The following is a 15,278-nucleotide window of genomic DNA, read 5'->3' on the forward strand; positions in this document are numbered from 1 at the left end:
TTCTGCCACGGTTCCAGGGGTAGACGCGTCTGCTCGCCGGAGGGGCCGAGCGCACTAGACTCGAGGTATGCGTTTCCTCGACGGCCACCGGCCCCCGTACGACCTGACCTACAACGACGTCTTCATCGTGCCGGGCCGCTCGGAGGCCGCCTCCCGATTCGACGTGGACCTGTCCACCGTCGACGGATCGGGCACCACCATCCCGGTGGTCGTCGCCAACATGACTGCGGTGGCCGGCCGGCGGATGGCCGAGACGGTGGCCCGCCGCGGCGGCATCGTGGTGCTCCCCCAGGACCTGCCGCTCTCGGCGGTGCAGCACACCGTCGACTTCGTCAAGAGCCGCGACCTGGTGGCCGACACCCCTGTACAACTGGCCCCCGACGACTCGGTGTCCGACGCGCTGGCGTTGATCAACAAGCGCGCGCACGGCGCGGCCGTCGTGGTGTCCGAGGGCAGGCCCATCGGTGTGGTCACCGAGGCCGGCTGCGCCGGGGTGGACCGCTTCGCCCGGGTTCGCGACGTGGCCGTCAGCGATTTCGTCACCGCGCCGGCGGGAACCGATCCGCGCAAGATCTTCGACCTGCTGGAGCATGCCCCCGTCGACGTCGCGGTGCTGACCGATGCGACCGGTGAGCTGGCCGGGGTGCTCACCCGCACCGCCGCGGTGCGCGCCGGCATCTACTCCCCCGCCGTCGACGCGGCCGGCCGGCTGCGCATCGCCGCCGCGGTGGGCATCAACGGCGATGTCGGCGCCAAGGCCCGCGGGCTCGCCGAGGCGGGCGCCGACGTGCTGGTCATCGACACCGCCCACGGGCACCAGGCCAAGATGCTGGACGCGGTCGCCGCCGTCGCCGCGCTGGACCTGGGTCTGCCGCTGGCCGCGGGCAACGTCGTCTCGGCCGAGGGCACCCGGGACCTGATCAATGCGGGCGCCTCGATCGTCAAGGTCGGGGTCGGCCCCGGTGCCATGTGCACCACCCGGATGATGACCGGCGTGGGACGGCCGCAGTTCTCCGCCGTCGTCGAATGTGCCGCGGCGGCATCCGAACTCGGCGGCCACGTGTGGGCCGACGGCGGCGTGCGGCATCCGCGCGATGTGGCGCTGGCGCTGGCCGCCGGCGCGTCCAACGTGATGATCGGCTCCTGGTTCGCCGGCACCTACGAGTCCCCCGGTGATCTGCTGCGCGACCGCGACGGCCACCCGTTCAAGGAGAGCTACGGGATGGCCTCCAAGCGCGCGGTCGCCGCCCGCACCGCCGGCGACGGGGCGTTCGACCGCGCCCGTAAGGCATTGTTCGAGGAGGGCATCTCCAGCTCGCGGATGAGCCTGGACCCGCACCGCGGCGGCGTGGAGGACCTGCTGGACCACATCACCTCCGGTGTGCGCAGCACCTGCACCTATGTCGGCGCGACCACGCTGCCCGAACTGCACGACAAGGTGATCCTCGGCGTCCAGTCCGCCGCCGGATTCGCCGAGGGTCATCCACTGCCGACCGGTTGGTGACTGCGGCCGGTCCGCCGCAGGCGGCTGACATCCGGTGCGCCGCGGGCGGCTAACATATAGCGATTCCGTCGCCGGATGACATCACCGACCAACAGAGAGGGACCCCGTGCCACAGGCACCCGTGGAGACCCCCGGTTCGCAGGTGGGCCCGGGGATACCGCTGGGCACACCGGCCCCGGGCAGCGAACCGGGCGACGGCGAGCCGTCCCCTAGTCGGCCGGGCATGCGGCCCGGCAGCCATCCGGTGAGGTGGCCGTGAATCTCACCATGACCCTCCTGAGCCTGCTCGCGTTCGTCCTGCTGACCGCGGGCACCGCGATATTCGTGGCCGCCGAGTTCTCGCTGACCGCCCTGGAACGCAGCATCGTCGAGGCCAACGCCCGCGCGGGCGGACGACGCGACCAATTCGTCCGCAAGGCACACCGCTCGCTGTCGTTTCAGCTGTCCGGCGCCCAACTCGGCATCTCGATCACCACACTGGCCACCGGTTACCTCGCCGAGCCCGTCGTCGCCCGGCTGCTCTACACACCACTGACCGCGATCCGGATCCCGGCCGACTGGGTCAGCGGTATCGCACTGGCGCTGGCCCTGCTGATCGCGACATCGGTCTCGATGATCTTCGGTGAGCTGGTGCCCAAGAACCTGGCCGTCGCCAAACCGCTGCCCACCGCGCGCTTCGCCGCCGCACCGCAGTGGTACTTCTCCAAGCTGTTCACCCCGGTGATCAAGGCCACCAACGGCACCGCGAACTGGATCCTGCGCCGGCTGGGCATCGAACCGGCCGAGGAACTGCGCTCGGCCCGCTCCCCGCAGGAACTGGTGTCGCTGGTGCGCACCTCGGCACGCAGCGGATCGCTGGATGCCGACACCGCGCTGCTGGTCGACCGCTCCCTGCAGTTCGGCGACCGCTCGGCCGAGGAACTGATGACCCCACGCTCGAAGATCGAGTCGCTGGAGATCGAGGACACCGTCGCCGATCTGATGGCCGCCGCGATCCGCACCGGATACTCGCGGTTCCCGATCGTGGACGGCGACCTGGACCAGACCGTCGGGATGGTGCACGTCAAGCAGGTGTTCGAGGTGCCCGCCGAGCTGCGCGCACGAACCCCGCTGTCCCGGCTGGCGGTGCCGGTGCCGACGGTGCCGTCCACCCTGGACGGCGATGCGGTGATGACGCAGATCCGCGGCAACGGCATCCAGACCGCCATGGTGGTCGACGAATACGGCGGCACCGCGGGCATGGTCACCGTCGAGGACCTCATCGAGGAGATCGTCGGCGACGTCCGCGACGAGCACGACGACGCCACCCCGGATGTGGTGCAGAGCCGCACCGGATGGGAGGTGTCCGGACTGCTGCGCATCGACGAGGTCGACTCCGAGACGCCGTTCCGGGCGCCCGAGGGTGATTACGAGACCATCGGCGGGTTGGTGCTGGAGAAGCTGGGGCACATCCCCGAGGTCGGCGAGACCGTCGAGCTGACCGAGTTCGATCCGGACCGGCCCGGCGATCCGGCGGTGCGCTGGCACGCCCGGGTGCTCAAGATGGACGGCCGACGCATCGACCTGCTGGAACTGGTCCAGGTCGACGGCGATGAGGAGGACACCGATGGGCGGTGATCTGTTCGCGGTCGGGCTGACGGTGCTGCTGCTGGCGCTCAACGCGTTCTTCGTCGGGGCCGAGTTCGCGCTCATCTCGGCGCGCCGGGACCGCCTCGAAGCCCTCGCCGAGCAGGGCAAGAAGCGCGCCGTGACGGTGATGCGGGCCGGCGAGAATCTGTCGCTGATGCTGGCCGGCGCCCAGCTCGGCATCACCATCTGCTCGATCCTGCTGGGCCGCGTCGGCGAGCCCGCGGTGGCGCACCTGCTGGAGAAACCGGCCGCCCTGATCGGCATCAGCGAGGCGATGCTGCACACCGTGTCGTTCGTCATCGCGCTGGCCATCGTGGTCACCCTGCACGTGCTGCTCGGCGAGATGGTGCCCAAGAACATCGCCATCGCCGGGCCGGAGAGCACCGCGATGCTGCTGGTGCCGCCGTATCTGGTCTACATCCGGGCGGCCAAACCCTTCATCGCGTTCTACAACTGGGCGGCCAACACCACGCTGCGGGCCCTGCGGGTGGAACCCAAAGACGAGCTCGACGTCACGGTGTCGACCGTGGAGTTGTCCGACATGATCGCCGAGTCGCTGTCGGAGGGGCTGCTCGACCGCGAGGAGCACACCCGGCTGACCCGCGCCCTGCAGATCCGGGACCGCCATGTGGCCGACCTGGCCATCCCGCTGGACCGGATCCATGCGGTGCCGGCCGCCCGGCCCGGCGCGGGACCCACCATCGCCGCGGTGGAGCGGGCGCTCTCGGAGACCGGCTACTCCCGGTTCCCGGTCACCAATGCCGACGGTAGCTACCTGGGTTACCTGCACATCAAGGATGTGCTGCCGGTGCTCAGCGATGAGCTCACGGTGCTCGACGCCGCCATGGTGCGCCCGTTGATCCAGGTGCCCTCGACACTGCCGCTGCCCGATGCGCTGACCCGGCTGCGCCGCAACAAGAGCCACCTGGCACTGGTGACCAACGGCGGCCGGGTGACGGCGATGGTCACGCTGGAGGATCTGGTCGAGGACCTGGTCGGTACCGTGCGCGACGGGACACACCGGGTGTGATCGAGCTCGACGAGGATGTCTGGACGGCCCGCGAGGCCGCCCACCGACGGCGGGCCGAGACGTTCCTGGCCCCGCACTCCGAGCGGGCCCGGCGCGGCGAGCCGCATCCGGTGTGGGACTTCCTGTTCACCTACTACAGCCTGCGGCCGCGGCAGCTGCGCCGCTGGCATCCGGGCTTCGGGGTGGCGCTGACCGGACCGGGCGCGCGGCGGTTCCTGAACCGGACGGGTTACGTCGAGTCCGACGGTCTGGTGTCGGTGTCGCGGGATCTGCTGCTGTCCCGGCGCGACACCGTCGATTTCGTCGCGGGCCTATTGGGCCGCACCGCGGACCGGCCGGCCCGGTTCAACTGTTTCGGCCTGCACGAGTGGGCCATGGTGTACCGCTCCGACGATGTCCGGCACTCGGCCGTGCCACTGCGGCTGGGGTCGGCGGGCACCGATGCGGTGGTGGAATCGATGCCGCTGCGGTGCAGTCATTTCGACGCGTTCCGGTTCTTCACACCGGCCGCCGCGGTGCGCAACGCCGAGCCGTTGTCCAGGGACAGCCAGGTCGACCGCGAGCAGCCCGGCTGTGTGCACGCCGGGATGGATCTGTACAAGTGGGCCTACAAGCTGGGTCCGCTGGTGGACTCCGAGCTGCTGATGGACTGCCTGGATCTGGCCGCCGCCGCGCGCGTGCTGGACATGTGTGCCAGCCCATATGACCTCACCGACTATGGTTTTGCACCGGTGGCTGTCGAAACCGCCTCGGGCCGTGCCGAGTACGTCAAGGCCCAGCAGGACATCGCCGAGCGCGCCGCGCCGCTGCGGGCGCGGCTGCGGAGGCACTGTGACCAGCTGCTGGCGGGACTACCGGCGGACGTTCGAGCGTAGTTACCGACGGGTAAACTAGACCGACTGTTAAGGGAGGAATCATGACCGAACGCGTGACTGTCGGAAACCTGCGGGTCGCCAAGGTGCTGCACGACTTCATCACCAATGAGGCGCTGCCGGGCACCGGTGTGGACCCCGACAGCTTCTGGGCCGGCGTGGACAAGGTCGTCACCGACCTCGCCCCGCAGAACCAGGATCTGCTCGCCCGTCGTGACGACCTGCAGGCCCAGATCGACAAGTGGCACCGCGCCCGGGTCATCGGCCCCTTCGACGCCGCCGAGTACAAGCAGTTCCTCACCGACATCGGCTACCTGGCCCCCGAGCCCGCCGACTTCACCGTCACCACCTCCGGCGTGGACCCCGAGATCACCTCGACCGCGGGTCCGCAGCTGGTCGTGCCGATCCTCAACGCGCGCTTCGCGCTGAACGCGGCCAACGCCCGTTGGGGCTCGCTGTACGACGCGCTCTACGGCACCGACGTCATCTCCGACGAGGGCGGCGCCGAGGCCGGCTCCTCCTACAACAAGGTCCGCGGTGACAAGGTCATCGCCTACGCCCGCAACTTCCTCGACGAGGCGGTGCCACTGGCCGACGGGTCCTGGGCCGACATCACCGAGGTCAAGATCGAAGACGGGCAGCTGACTCTGGCTGTCGACTCCTCGGGCCAACCCTCGTCGGCGCATCTGGCCGATCCGTCGGCCTTCGCCGGCTACACCGGCGAGTTGGGCTCGGCGTCGTGGTCGGTGCTGCTCAAGCACAACGGCCTGCACATCGAGATCCTGATCGACCCGTCCTCGCCGGTCGGCGCAGGCGACAAAGCCGGCATCAAGGACGTCGTGCTGGAGTCCGCGGTCACCACGATCATGGACTTCGAGGATTCGGTGGCCGCCGTCGACGCCGAGGACAAGGTGCTGGGCTACCGCAACTGGCTGGGCCTGAACCGTGGCGATCTGGCCGAAGAGGTGTCCAAGGGCGGTAAGTCCTTCACCCGCGTGCTGAACCCCGACCGGGTCTTCGCCACCCCGGACGGCGAGGGCGAGCTGACCCTGCCCGGGCGCAGCCTGCTGTTCGTCCGCAATGTCGGGCACCTGATGACCAACGACGCCATCATCGACGCCGATGGGAACGAGATCCCCGAGGGCATCCAGGACGCCCTGTTCACCGGCCTGATCGCCATCCACGGCCTGCGCGACGCCGCCGACAACGACGGCGCCAACGGCCCCTACAAGAACTCGCGCACCGGCTCGGTCTACATCGTGAAGCCCAAGATGCACGGGCCCGACGAGGTGGCGTTCACCTGCGAGCTGTTCTCCCGTGTCGAGGATGTCCTCGGCGTGCCGCAGGGCACCCTCAAGGTCGGCATCATGGACGAGGAGCGCCGGACCACGCTGAACCTGAAGGCGTGCATCAAGGCCGCCGCCGACCGGGTGGTGTTCATCAACACCGGCTTCCTGGACCGCACCGGCGACGAGATCCACACCTCCATGGAGGCCGGCCCGATGATCCGTAAGGGTGCGATGAAGAGTCAGCCCTGGATCAAGGCCTACGAGGACGCCAACGTCGACACCGGCCTGGCGACCGGCCTGTCCGGTCGCGCCCAGATCGGCAAGGGTATGTGGGCGATGACCGATCTGATGGCCGACATGGTCGAGCAGAAGATCGGCCAGCCCAAGGCCGGTGCCAGCACCGCCTGGGTGCCCTCGCCGACGGCGGCCACCCTGCACGCGATGCACTACCACCAGGTCGACGTCTTCGCGGTGCAGCAGGAGCTGGCCGGCAAGAAGCGCGCCACCATCGACGAGCTGCTCACCATCCCGCTGGCCGGTGAGCTGGCCTGGTCGCCCGACGAGATCCACGAGGAGGTCGACAACAACTGCCAGTCGATCCTGGGCTACGTGGTGCGCTGGGTCGATGCCGGCGTCGGCTGTTCGAAGGTGCCCGACATCCACAATGTCGCGCTGATGGAAGACCGTGCCACACTGCGTATCTCGAGTCAGCTGTTGGCCAACTGGCTGCGCCACGGTGTCATCACCGAGGGTGATGTCAAGGCCAGCCTGCGCCGGATGGCCGCCATCGTCGACGAGCAGAACGCCGGTGACGCCGACTACCTGCCGATGGCACCTGACCCGGAGGCCAGCATCGCCTTCCAGGCCGCCCAGGAGCTCATCCTGTCCGGCGCGCAGCAGCCCAGCGGCTACACCGAGCCGATCCTGCACCGGCGCCGCCGCGAGTTCAAGGCGCGTGCCGCGAACCAGTGACTAGACTTCGGCGGGGCATGCGACACGACGAGACAAGAGGGTAGGGATGGGCAGGCACAGCATTCCCGATCCCGATGACCGGCCGGACGACGAAGCCGGAGTCTTCGGCGATCCCCGCCGCGACGATTCCCCGGCGGGGCCGTCGGGCGGGCAGCGTGACCAGCCCGAGTTCGGTTATGAGACCGACGATTACCGGTACGACGAGGCCGGCGGGTATCCGGCGCCGGGTGTGTACGACGCACCCGACGACCACCGGGCGTCGGGTGGCTTCGACGCACCCGGCGACTATGACTATGCGGATCCAGATCCCGCCCCGCGCGGTTTCCCGGCGGTCGCCGACGAGGACTCACCCACCCAGGCGTTCTCCGTCACCGGACGGCAGCGGGCATACGACAGTGGTGAGTGGACCGGTTCGCACCGGGCCGTGACCACCGGTCGGCGCACCGTCAGCCGGGGCGTCGTCATCGCTCTGATCACCGTGGTCGCGGTGGTGGGTGCGGTGATCCTGTGGCAGTTCTTCGGCAACGCGCTCTCCGACCGCAGTCAGGCCTCGGCCGACCGGTGCGTCGAAGGTGAGGTGACCGTCGCCGTCGTCGCCGACCCGGCCATCGCCGAACAGATCGGCGCGCAGGCCCAGGACTACCTCGGCACCAATCCCCGCGTCGGTGACCGGTGCGTCAAGGTCGAGGTGAAGTCCTCCGACGCCGAGGCCGTGGTGAACGGTTTCACCGGAGCGTGGCCCGCAGATCTGGGGGCGCAGCCCGCATTGTGGCTGCCCGCCAGTTCCGCCGCCGAGGCCCGGTTGGAAGCCGCGGCCGGACCGGAAACCGTGATCGACAGTCGTTCGCTGGTGAGCTCGCCGGTCGTGCTCGCCGTCCGACCCGAGCTCAAATCCGCGTTGGGTGAGCAGAATTGGTCGGCCCTGCCGAATCTGCAGACAAACCCGGCTGGCTTGGACGGCGTGGACCTGGTGGGCTGGGGCGGCCTTCGCCTGGCACTGCCGATGGCAGGCAACAGTGATGCCGGCCTGCTGGCCGCCGAGGCGGTGGCGGCCGCGTCGGCCCCGCCGAACGCGCCCGCCACCAACGGTGCCGCAGCGGCGCAACGACTCATGGGCGCCCAGCCCGAGCTGGCCGATGCCCAGGCCTCGACCGCGCTGGATGCGCTGGTCAATGCCGCCGATCCGGCCGCCGCTCCGGTGCACGCGGTCGCCACCACCGAGCAACTGCTGGTCCAGCGCGCCGACAACCTGGCCGACGCCGGCGCCAAGCTCGCGGCCTGGACACCGTCGGGTCCGGCGGCGGTCGCCGACTTCCCCGCCGTGCTGCTCAGCGGCGACTGGCTGTCCAAGGAGCAGGTCACTGCGGCAAGTGAATTCGACCGCTTCATGCGCAAACCCGAGCAGCTGACCAAGCTGGCCGAGGCCGGCTTCCGGGCCGAGGGCGCGACGAACCCGGAGAGTCCGGTCACCGACTTCCCGGCGGTGGGCCAACCGCTGTCCTTCGGCGATCCGGCCGAGCGGGCCACGCTGGCCGCCCGGTTGTCCGCACCGGTGCAGGACGGCACCGTCACCGTGATGCTCGGCCAGGCCACCCCGGGGCTGACCGACCTGGCCCGCGCGGTGAACGACCGTGTGCAGCAGCTTCCGCCGTCGGCGGCGGTGGGCTTGTGGACCTTCGACGGGGTGGCCGGGCGCTCGGCGATCACCACCGGACCGCTCAGCGATGATGTCGGCGGCACACCGCGGGCGGCGGCGCTGGGTTCCAGCCTGCAATCCCAGGGCGGGTCGGCCAGCGGTGCGGTGTCCTTCACCACGCTGCGCCTGGTGTACGGCGAGGCGTTATCCGGTTTCCGCCCCGATCAACCGAATTCGGTGCTGGTCATCACCTCCGGCCCGCACACCGACCGCAGCCTCGACGGCCCCGGACTGGTCTCCTACATCCGGGGCGCGGTCGACCAGCAGCGCCCGGTGGCGGTCGACGTCATCAACATCGGTGACGATCCCGACCGCGCGACCTGGGAGGCCGTCGCCGAGGCCAGCGGTGGTCAGTACCGCAGTGTGCCGAGTGCGACCGATCCGGCGCTGGGCGACGCGGTATCGGAATTGCTCGGTTAGCCGACCCGGACCAGCGTGCACCGCACCCCGAAGTGATCCGAGGGGAACACCCGGGGTAGGTCCGCGGCGATCGGCTCCCGCCCGAGCAGCGTCATGGCCTGCGGCGTCCAGTGCTCGCCCTTGAGCAGCACCCGGTCGAACCGCACGTGCCGGTGCTTGTCCTTCATGTCGTAGCGCATGTGATTGATCGTGGTGTCCTCGGTGAACCCCGGCTCGTCGGGATGCAGCGCCGGCCACACATCCCGGTAGTCGGCGGGCAGGATGCCGTTCTCGGCATCGCGGAGGTTGAAGTCGCCCATGATCGCCACGTCGCGGTGGCCACGCACCGAGTCGACGATCTGACGCAGCTGCCGGTCGCGCACTTGTGCTGCGGCCTTACCGCTTTCGAGATGCAGTCCGATGACGGTCAGCGGCCGTCCGGCGATGGTGAACCGGGCGGTCAGATAGCCGCGGGACAGTCGGGTCGGCAGCCGGGTGTAGGTGACGCGGTCGACCGGGATGCGTGACAGCAGCAGCATTCCGTAGTTGCCGATCCGCCCGCCGCTGACCGCCGCGCTGAGGTAGTGCTCCCGGATCCAGGGCTGGGCGAGCAGCACATCCAGGGCCGGCTCGGTGACCTCCTGGAAGGCCATGATGTCCGGGGGCCGGGTGGCCAGCGCGTCGGCGATGGCACGGTAGCGCCGCCGGGCGTGCAGGTCGTTGAACCAGATGTTGTAGGTGGCCAGGCTCAGCCGGTCGCGTTGGGTGTCGACCGGCCGCGGGCGGGTGTCGCGCCACCGACCGGAGGCGAACCGCTGGACCGGAACCGGGACCGGGCGACGGAACCGGTTGGGCCACAGCCACTGCATGCCTGACAACCTACGCGGCGGCGGCGCACTCCCGTGGGGTGCGCCACGCGCGCGGCGCTGTGACGGCGATCCCGATGACGCCGAGCACCAGGGGCACCAGCAGTGCCGCCCGGTACGAGTCGAGCAGGTCGGCTCCCCCGGCCACCGCCGCGACCTGCACCGCGGTGGCGCCGGCCAGTCCGATCGCCGCGCCGAACTGGAAGGTCGTGTAGAGCAGGCCGCTGGTCAACCCCTGCGCAGACGCCGGTACGCCGTCGGTGGCGGCGATGGTCAGCGGCCCGTAGGCGAGGGTAAACGCCAGTCCGAGGGCCAGCAGGCTCGGCAGCATGCTCAGATAGGCCCAGTCCCGCTCGACCCCCAGGAAGAGCGCGAAAGACAGCACGCAGAAGGCCATACCGGCCGCGATGACGCGCCACAGGCCGAAGATCCGCACCAGCACCGGGGTGAGCGTCGGGGCCAGGATGGCGTCGATCGCGATGACCAGCAGGGCCAGCGCGGTGGCCAGCGCCGACCACCCGCGCAACTCCTGCAGGTAGAGCACGACGATGAACTGGAAACCCATGAACCCGGCGGCCAGGCAGCCGGCGCCGACATAGGCGTTGATCAGCGCGCCGCTGCGCAGCAGCGCCGGCGGTACCAGCGGATCGGCGGCCGTGCGTTGCCGGTGGACGAATACGGCGAACAGCACGGCAGCGATGAGGCCGGCCGCCGCCGAGGCGAAAACCGGTCCGTGCGCGATGTTCTCGATCGCCAGGACGGTGAGCACCACCGCCGCGGTGATGAGGACTGCGCCGGGCAGGTCCAGCGAGCGTTTCTGCGCCGCCGCGACATCGCGTGGGATCAGCGGCGCGGCCAGCGCCAGCACCACCAGCGCGAGCGCGACGGGAGCGAAGAACACCCAGCGCCACCCGAACGCGGTCAGCACACCACCGGCGACCAGGCCCAGCGAGAACCCGGCCGCCCCGATCCCCGCGTACACCAGCACCGCCCGATCCCGTTGCGGGCCTTCGGGAAAGCTGGTGGTGATGATGGCCAGGCCGGCGGGCATCAGGAAGGCCGCCGCGATACCGGTGATGATGCGCACCGCGATGACGAGTTCACCGTTGGGCGCGATCCCGCCCAGGGCGGAGAAGCCGATGAACACCACGAGTGCGGTCAGGAACACCCGGCGCCGGCCGTACACGTCGGCGGTGCGCCCGCCCAGCAGCATGAACCCGCCGTAGCCGATGACATAGCCGGAGACGATCCACTGCAGCTGCACGGTCGGCAGATCCAGGGCCGCGCGGATCACCGGGAGGGCGATGTTGAACATCGCGATGTCGATGCCCTCCAGGAATGCCGCTCCGCACAGCGCCGCGAGCAACAGCGCCGAGCGGATACGTGAGCGTGTGTCGATGGTCGTCATACCCCAGCCTTCTGGTTCCTATTGGTAACTGACCACATCATCAGGCACCATGAACCGATGGCGGAAGAAGGCACTTCGAAGTCAGCCGGTATCCCCGAGGTAACCGACTGCTGCCCGGATGCCTTCCAGTGGGACCGGCGGGAGGACTGCGAGGTCCGGCAGATCCTGGACCGGATCGCCGACAAGTGGTCGTTGCTCATCATCGCGCTGCTCGATGACGGCTCCATGCGCTTCACCGAACTCAAGCGCATGATCGACGGCGTCAGCCAGCGCATGCTCACCGTCACGCTGCGCCAGCTCGAGCGTGACGGCCTGGTCCACCGGACCGTGCATCCGGTGGTACCGCCGCGGGTGGACTACGAGCTCACCGACCTGGGCCGCACCCTGCACCAGACCGTGCAGTCACTGGTGCTGTGGACCGAGCGCCACCAGGCCGATATCGCCGCGGCGCGCGAACGGTTCGACGCCGCGCACCGGTGAACGTCGGCGTGGGGTACCGGATTTTGCGAAAACCCGGCACCCGTACCGACATTCGGTGACGGATCAGGCGAAGGCCTCCACCGGCGGGCACGAGCAGACCAGATTACGATCACCGTAGGCGGCATCGATGCGACGCACCGGGGGCCACACCTTGGGCCGGAAGCCCTTGCCCAGCGGGTAGGCGGCTTCCTCGCGGGTGTACGGATGCGACCACTCGGTCACCAGCAGTGACTCCGCGGTGTGCGGGGCGCCGCGCAACGGGTTGTCCTCGCGCGGCCACACACCCGACCCGACCTTGTCGATCTCGGCCTTGATGGCGATCATGGCGTCACAGAAAGCGTCGACCTCGGCCAGGCTCTCACTCTCGGTGGGCTCCACCATCAGCGTGCCGGCGACCGGGAAGCTCATGGTGGGCGCGTGGAAACCGAAGTCCGCCAACCGCTTTGCCACGTCGTCGACGGTGACCCCGGTGGCCTTGGTGATGGCGTTGAGATCCAGGATGCACTCGTGGGCGACCATGCCGTTCTCGCCGGTGTAGAGCACCGGGAAGTACTCGTCGAGTCGGCGCGCCACATAGTTGGCCGACGCGATCGCGGTCAGCGAGGCGGCCCGCAACCCGGCCGCACCCATCATCCGGATGTAGGTCCAGGTGATCGGCAGGATGGACGCCGACCCGTAGGGCGCCGCCGACACGGTGTAGTGGTCACCGAGTTCGTCGGCCAGCGGGTGACCGGGCAGATAGGGCGCCAGGTGACTGCGCACCGCCACCGGTCCGACACCCGGACCGCCGCCGCCGTGCGGGATGCAGAACGTCTTGTGCAGGTTGAGATGGCTCACATCGCCGCCGAACCGGCCCGGCCGGGCCAGGCCGACCAGCGCGTTGAGGTTGGCACCGTCGACGTACACCTGACCACCGGCGTCGTGCACCGCGGCGCAGATGTCGGCGACGTCGTGCTCGTACACCCCGTGGGTGGACGGGTAGGTGATCATCAGCGCGGCCAGCCGCTCGGCATGCTCGGACACCTTGGCGCGCAGGTCATCCAGGTCGACGTCACCGTTGGCCCGGCATTTCACCACGACCACCCGCATGCCGACCAGGGCCGCCGAGGCCGCATTGGTGCCGTGCGCACTCGACGGGATCAGACAGACGTTGCGGTCGGCCTGGCCGTTGTCGCGGTGATAGGCCTGGATCGCCAGCAGGCCGGCGTACTCGCCCTGCGATCCGGCGTTGGGCTGCAACGAGATCTCGTCGTAGCCGGTGATCCCGGTCAGCCAGGCCTGCAGATCGGCGATCAGCCGGCGCAGGCCCGGGTTGTCCGATTCCGGCGCGAACGGGTGCTGCTTGGCGAACTCCGGCCAGGTGATCGGCTCCATCTCCGCGGCCGCGTTCAGCTTCATCGTGCACGACCCCAACGGGATCATGCTGCGGTCCAGGGCGATGTCCTTGTCGGCCAGCGAGCGCAGATACCGCATCATCGAGGTCTCGGTGCGGTACAGGTGAAATGCCGGGTGGGTCAGGAATTCCGTTGTACGGGTTTCGATATCGACCCCGGCCGGCTCGGCGGCATCGACACCGAAAACAGCCAGCACGGCGTCGACGTGCGCGTCGGTGGTCGCCTCGTCACAGGCCACCGACACGTGGTCGGCATCGACCCGCCACAGGTTGATGCCCGCGGCCTTGGCGGCGGCGACGACCTCGTCCGCGCGCCCGGGAACGTTGGCCAGCACGGTGTCGAAGAACGCTTGATGGACCACCGAATCACCAAGGCCGGCAGCGATCTTGGCGGCCTGGCCGTGCACCCGGCGGGCGATGGCGGTCAGTCCGGCCGCGCCGTGGTAGCTGGCGTACATGGCGGCGATCACGGCCAGCAGCACCTGGGCGGTGCAGATGTTGCTGGTCGCCTTGTCGCGGCGGATGTGCTGCTCGCGGGTCTGCAGACTCAGCCGGTAGGCCGATGATCCGTCCGCGTCCAGCGAGACCCCGACCAGCCGCCCGGGCAGTTGGCGGGCGTGCTTGGTGTGCACGGCCAGATAGCCGGCGTGCGGTCCGCCGAATCCCATCGGCACACCGAACCGCTGCGTGGTGCCGAAGGCGACATCGGCACCGAAATCCCCCGGCGGGGTGATCAGCGTCGCGGCCAGCAGATCGGCGCCGACCGCGACCAGCGCGCCGCGCTCATGGGCCGCGGCGACCAGATCCGACCAGTCCTGAATGCGTCCGCTCGCCCCCGGCAACTGGACGATCACACCGAAGAAGTCACCCTCGGGCAGGCCCTGGCTCAGGTCGGCGGTGACGATCTCGATGCCGAGTGGCTCGGCACGGGTCGCCAGCACGGCGGCGGTCTGGGCGTACACGTCGGCGTCGACTGCCAGCCGGTTGGACGGACCCTTCACCGCCCGGTGCATCAACGTCATCGCCTCGGCGGCGGCGGTGCCCTCGTCGAGCATCGAGGCGTTGGCCACATCGAGACCGGTCAGATCGCTGACCATGGTCTGGAAGTTCAGCAGTGCCTCCAGTCGGCCCTGGCTGATCTCGGGCTGATAGGGCGTGTAGGCGGTGTACCAGGCCGGGTTCTCCAGGATGTTGCGGGTGAGCACCGGCGGGGTCAGCGTGTCGTAGTAGCCCTGCCCGATCATCGACACCGCGACGGTGTTGGCGTCGGCCAGCGCCCGCAGCTCGGCGAGCGCCTCTTCCTCGGTGGCCGGCGGCGGCAGCTGCTCCAGGCCGGGTGCGATGCCGTCGGCGCCGACCGCATCGAGGATGCCGGCCGGCAGCGCCTTGTCGGCCAGCTCGTCGAGCGAACCGACGCCGATGACGCCCAGCATGGTGGCGATGGCATCGGAGTCCGGCCCGATGTGGCGGGCGACGAAACCGGATTGGTCAACAGACACGAGATCTCCCCTGGTCGAGGGCGCAGACAGCCACGTCCTCTCCCTCTGTCGGGGTGCCTGAGAGATTCAGCCCGAAAGCCGGGCCTTTCCCCATGGGCGGGTGCGCGGGGCACCGCTTTCCAGAGGCATCGTGGCCGTGCGCGGTCCGGGGGCCTGAGAGGTTGACGGAGAGGTGTTGCTCCTTCGGCGTCCGTGGCTGGCGGCCACGGAACTCTCCCGCGCATGGGCGATACGCGACCGA

The 15,278-nt window shown here is 69.6% G+C and carries 10 protein-coding genes and 2 riboswitches; of the genes, 7 read left to right on the forward strand and 3 right to left on the reverse strand.

The window, feature by feature from the left end; translation table 11 throughout:
- The first annotated feature begins 67 nt into the window (after positions 1-67).
- The 6 genes from BST17_RS20170 (at position 68) to BST17_RS20195 (ending at position 9,412) form a co-directional block, all read left to right on the forward strand.
- Positions 68-1,504, forward strand: a complete 1,437-nt coding sequence (locus BST17_RS20170) for a GuaB1 family IMP dehydrogenase-related protein (RefSeq protein WP_083060685.1) — start codon at positions 68-70, stop codon at positions 1,502-1,504.
- A gap of 267 nt (positions 1,505-1,771) precedes the next feature.
- Positions 1,772-3,121 carry a hemolysin family protein gene (locus tag BST17_RS20175; protein ID WP_234807746.1) on the forward strand — a complete coding sequence of 450 codons (1,350 nt, stop codon included), beginning with the start codon at positions 1,772-1,774 and terminating at the stop codon, positions 3,119-3,121.
- Positions 3,111-4,163 (forward strand): hemolysin family protein, encoded by a 1,053-nt coding sequence (locus tag BST17_RS20180; RefSeq protein ID WP_083060686.1) that lies wholly within the window; start codon positions 3,111-3,113, stop codon positions 4,161-4,163. Before BST17_RS20175 ends, BST17_RS20180 begins: the two co-directional genes overlap by 11 nt.
- On the forward strand, positions 4,160-5,038 hold the full coding sequence (locus BST17_RS20185; protein ID WP_083060687.1) for a class I SAM-dependent methyltransferase: 879 nt from the start codon (positions 4,160-4,162) through the stop codon (positions 5,036-5,038). The genes BST17_RS20180 and BST17_RS20185 overlap by 4 nt, the downstream gene beginning before the upstream one ends.
- Positions 5,039-5,079: 41 nt before the next feature.
- Positions 5,080-7,296, forward strand: a complete 2,217-nt coding sequence (locus tag BST17_RS20190) for a malate synthase G (RefSeq protein WP_083060688.1) — start codon at positions 5,080-5,082, stop codon at positions 7,294-7,296.
- A 46-nt stretch (positions 7,297-7,342) separates the two neighbouring features.
- Positions 7,343-9,412, forward strand: a complete 2,070-nt coding sequence (locus BST17_RS20195) for a vWA domain-containing protein (RefSeq protein ID WP_083060689.1) — start codon at positions 7,343-7,345, stop codon at positions 9,410-9,412.
- On the opposite strand, the gene BST17_RS20200 is transcribed toward BST17_RS20195, so the two are convergent.
- Both BST17_RS20200 and BST17_RS20205 read right to left on the reverse strand, forming a co-directional pair.
- Positions 9,409-10,260 carry an endonuclease/exonuclease/phosphatase family protein gene (locus BST17_RS20200; RefSeq protein ID WP_083060690.1) on the reverse strand — a complete coding sequence of 284 codons (852 nt, stop codon included), beginning with the start codon at positions 10,258-10,260 and terminating at the stop codon, positions 9,409-9,411. The genes BST17_RS20195 and BST17_RS20200 overlap by 4 nt on opposite strands.
- A 10-nt stretch (positions 10,261-10,270) precedes the next feature.
- On the reverse strand, positions 10,271-11,665 hold the full coding sequence (locus tag BST17_RS20205; protein WP_083060691.1) for an MFS transporter: 1,395 nt from the start codon (positions 11,663-11,665) through the stop codon (positions 10,271-10,273).
- A gap of 57 nt (positions 11,666-11,722) precedes the next feature.
- Here BST17_RS20205 and BST17_RS20210 point away from each other — a divergent pair, with 57 nt between their 5' ends.
- Positions 11,723-12,145: a winged helix-turn-helix transcriptional regulator gene (locus BST17_RS20210; RefSeq protein WP_083060692.1), complete on the forward strand. Its 423-nt coding sequence runs from the start codon at positions 11,723-11,725 to the stop codon at positions 12,143-12,145.
- Positions 12,146-12,208: 63 nt separating this feature from the next.
- Here BST17_RS20210 and gcvP read toward each other — a convergent pair whose 3' ends face one another.
- Complete coding sequence (gcvP, locus tag BST17_RS20215; protein ID WP_083060693.1) at positions 12,209-15,037, reverse strand: aminomethyl-transferring glycine dehydrogenase; 2,829 nt, start codon at positions 15,035-15,037, stop codon at positions 12,209-12,211.
- Between the two features lie 35 nt (positions 15,038-15,072).
- Positions 15,073-15,168, reverse strand: a riboswitch (glycine riboswitch).
- Positions 15,169-15,266: riboswitch (glycine riboswitch) on the reverse strand. It abuts the riboswitch before it with no gap.
- Between the last annotated feature and the right edge of the window lie 12 nt (positions 15,267-15,278).

The organism is Mycolicibacterium bacteremicum, assembly GCF_002086115.1.
Classification (GTDB): Bacteria; Actinomycetota; Actinomycetes; order Mycobacteriales; family Mycobacteriaceae; genus Mycobacterium; species Mycobacterium bacteremicum.

Excerpts from the sequence above, each read along its gene's own strand:
- BST17_RS20170 (WP_083060685.1), top strand. The coding sequence starts at position 68 with ATGCGTTTCCTCGACGGCCACCGGCCCCCGTACGACCTGACCTACAAC.
- BST17_RS20175 (WP_234807746.1), top strand. The coding sequence starts at position 1,772 with ATGACCCTCCTGAGCCTGCTCGCGTTCGTCCTGCTGACCGCGGGCACC.
- BST17_RS20180 (WP_083060686.1), top strand. The coding sequence starts at position 3,111 with ATGGGCGGTGATCTGTTCGCGGTCGGGCTGACGGTGCTGCTGCTGGCG.
- BST17_RS20190 (WP_083060688.1), top strand. The coding sequence starts at position 5,080 with ATGACCGAACGCGTGACTGTCGGAAACCTGCGGGTCGCCAAGGTGCTG.
- BST17_RS20195 (WP_083060689.1), top strand. The coding sequence starts at position 7,343 with ATGGGCAGGCACAGCATTCCCGATCCCGATGACCGGCCGGACGACGAA.
- BST17_RS20200 (WP_083060690.1), bottom strand. The coding sequence starts at position 10,260 with ATGCAGTGGCTGTGGCCCAACCGGTTCCGTCGCCCGGTCCCGGTTCCG.
- BST17_RS20205 (WP_083060691.1), bottom strand. The coding sequence starts at position 11,665 with ATGACGACCATCGACACACGCTCACGTATCCGCTCGGCGCTGTTGCTC.
- BST17_RS20210 (WP_083060692.1), top strand. The coding sequence starts at position 11,723 with ATGGCGGAAGAAGGCACTTCGAAGTCAGCCGGTATCCCCGAGGTAACC.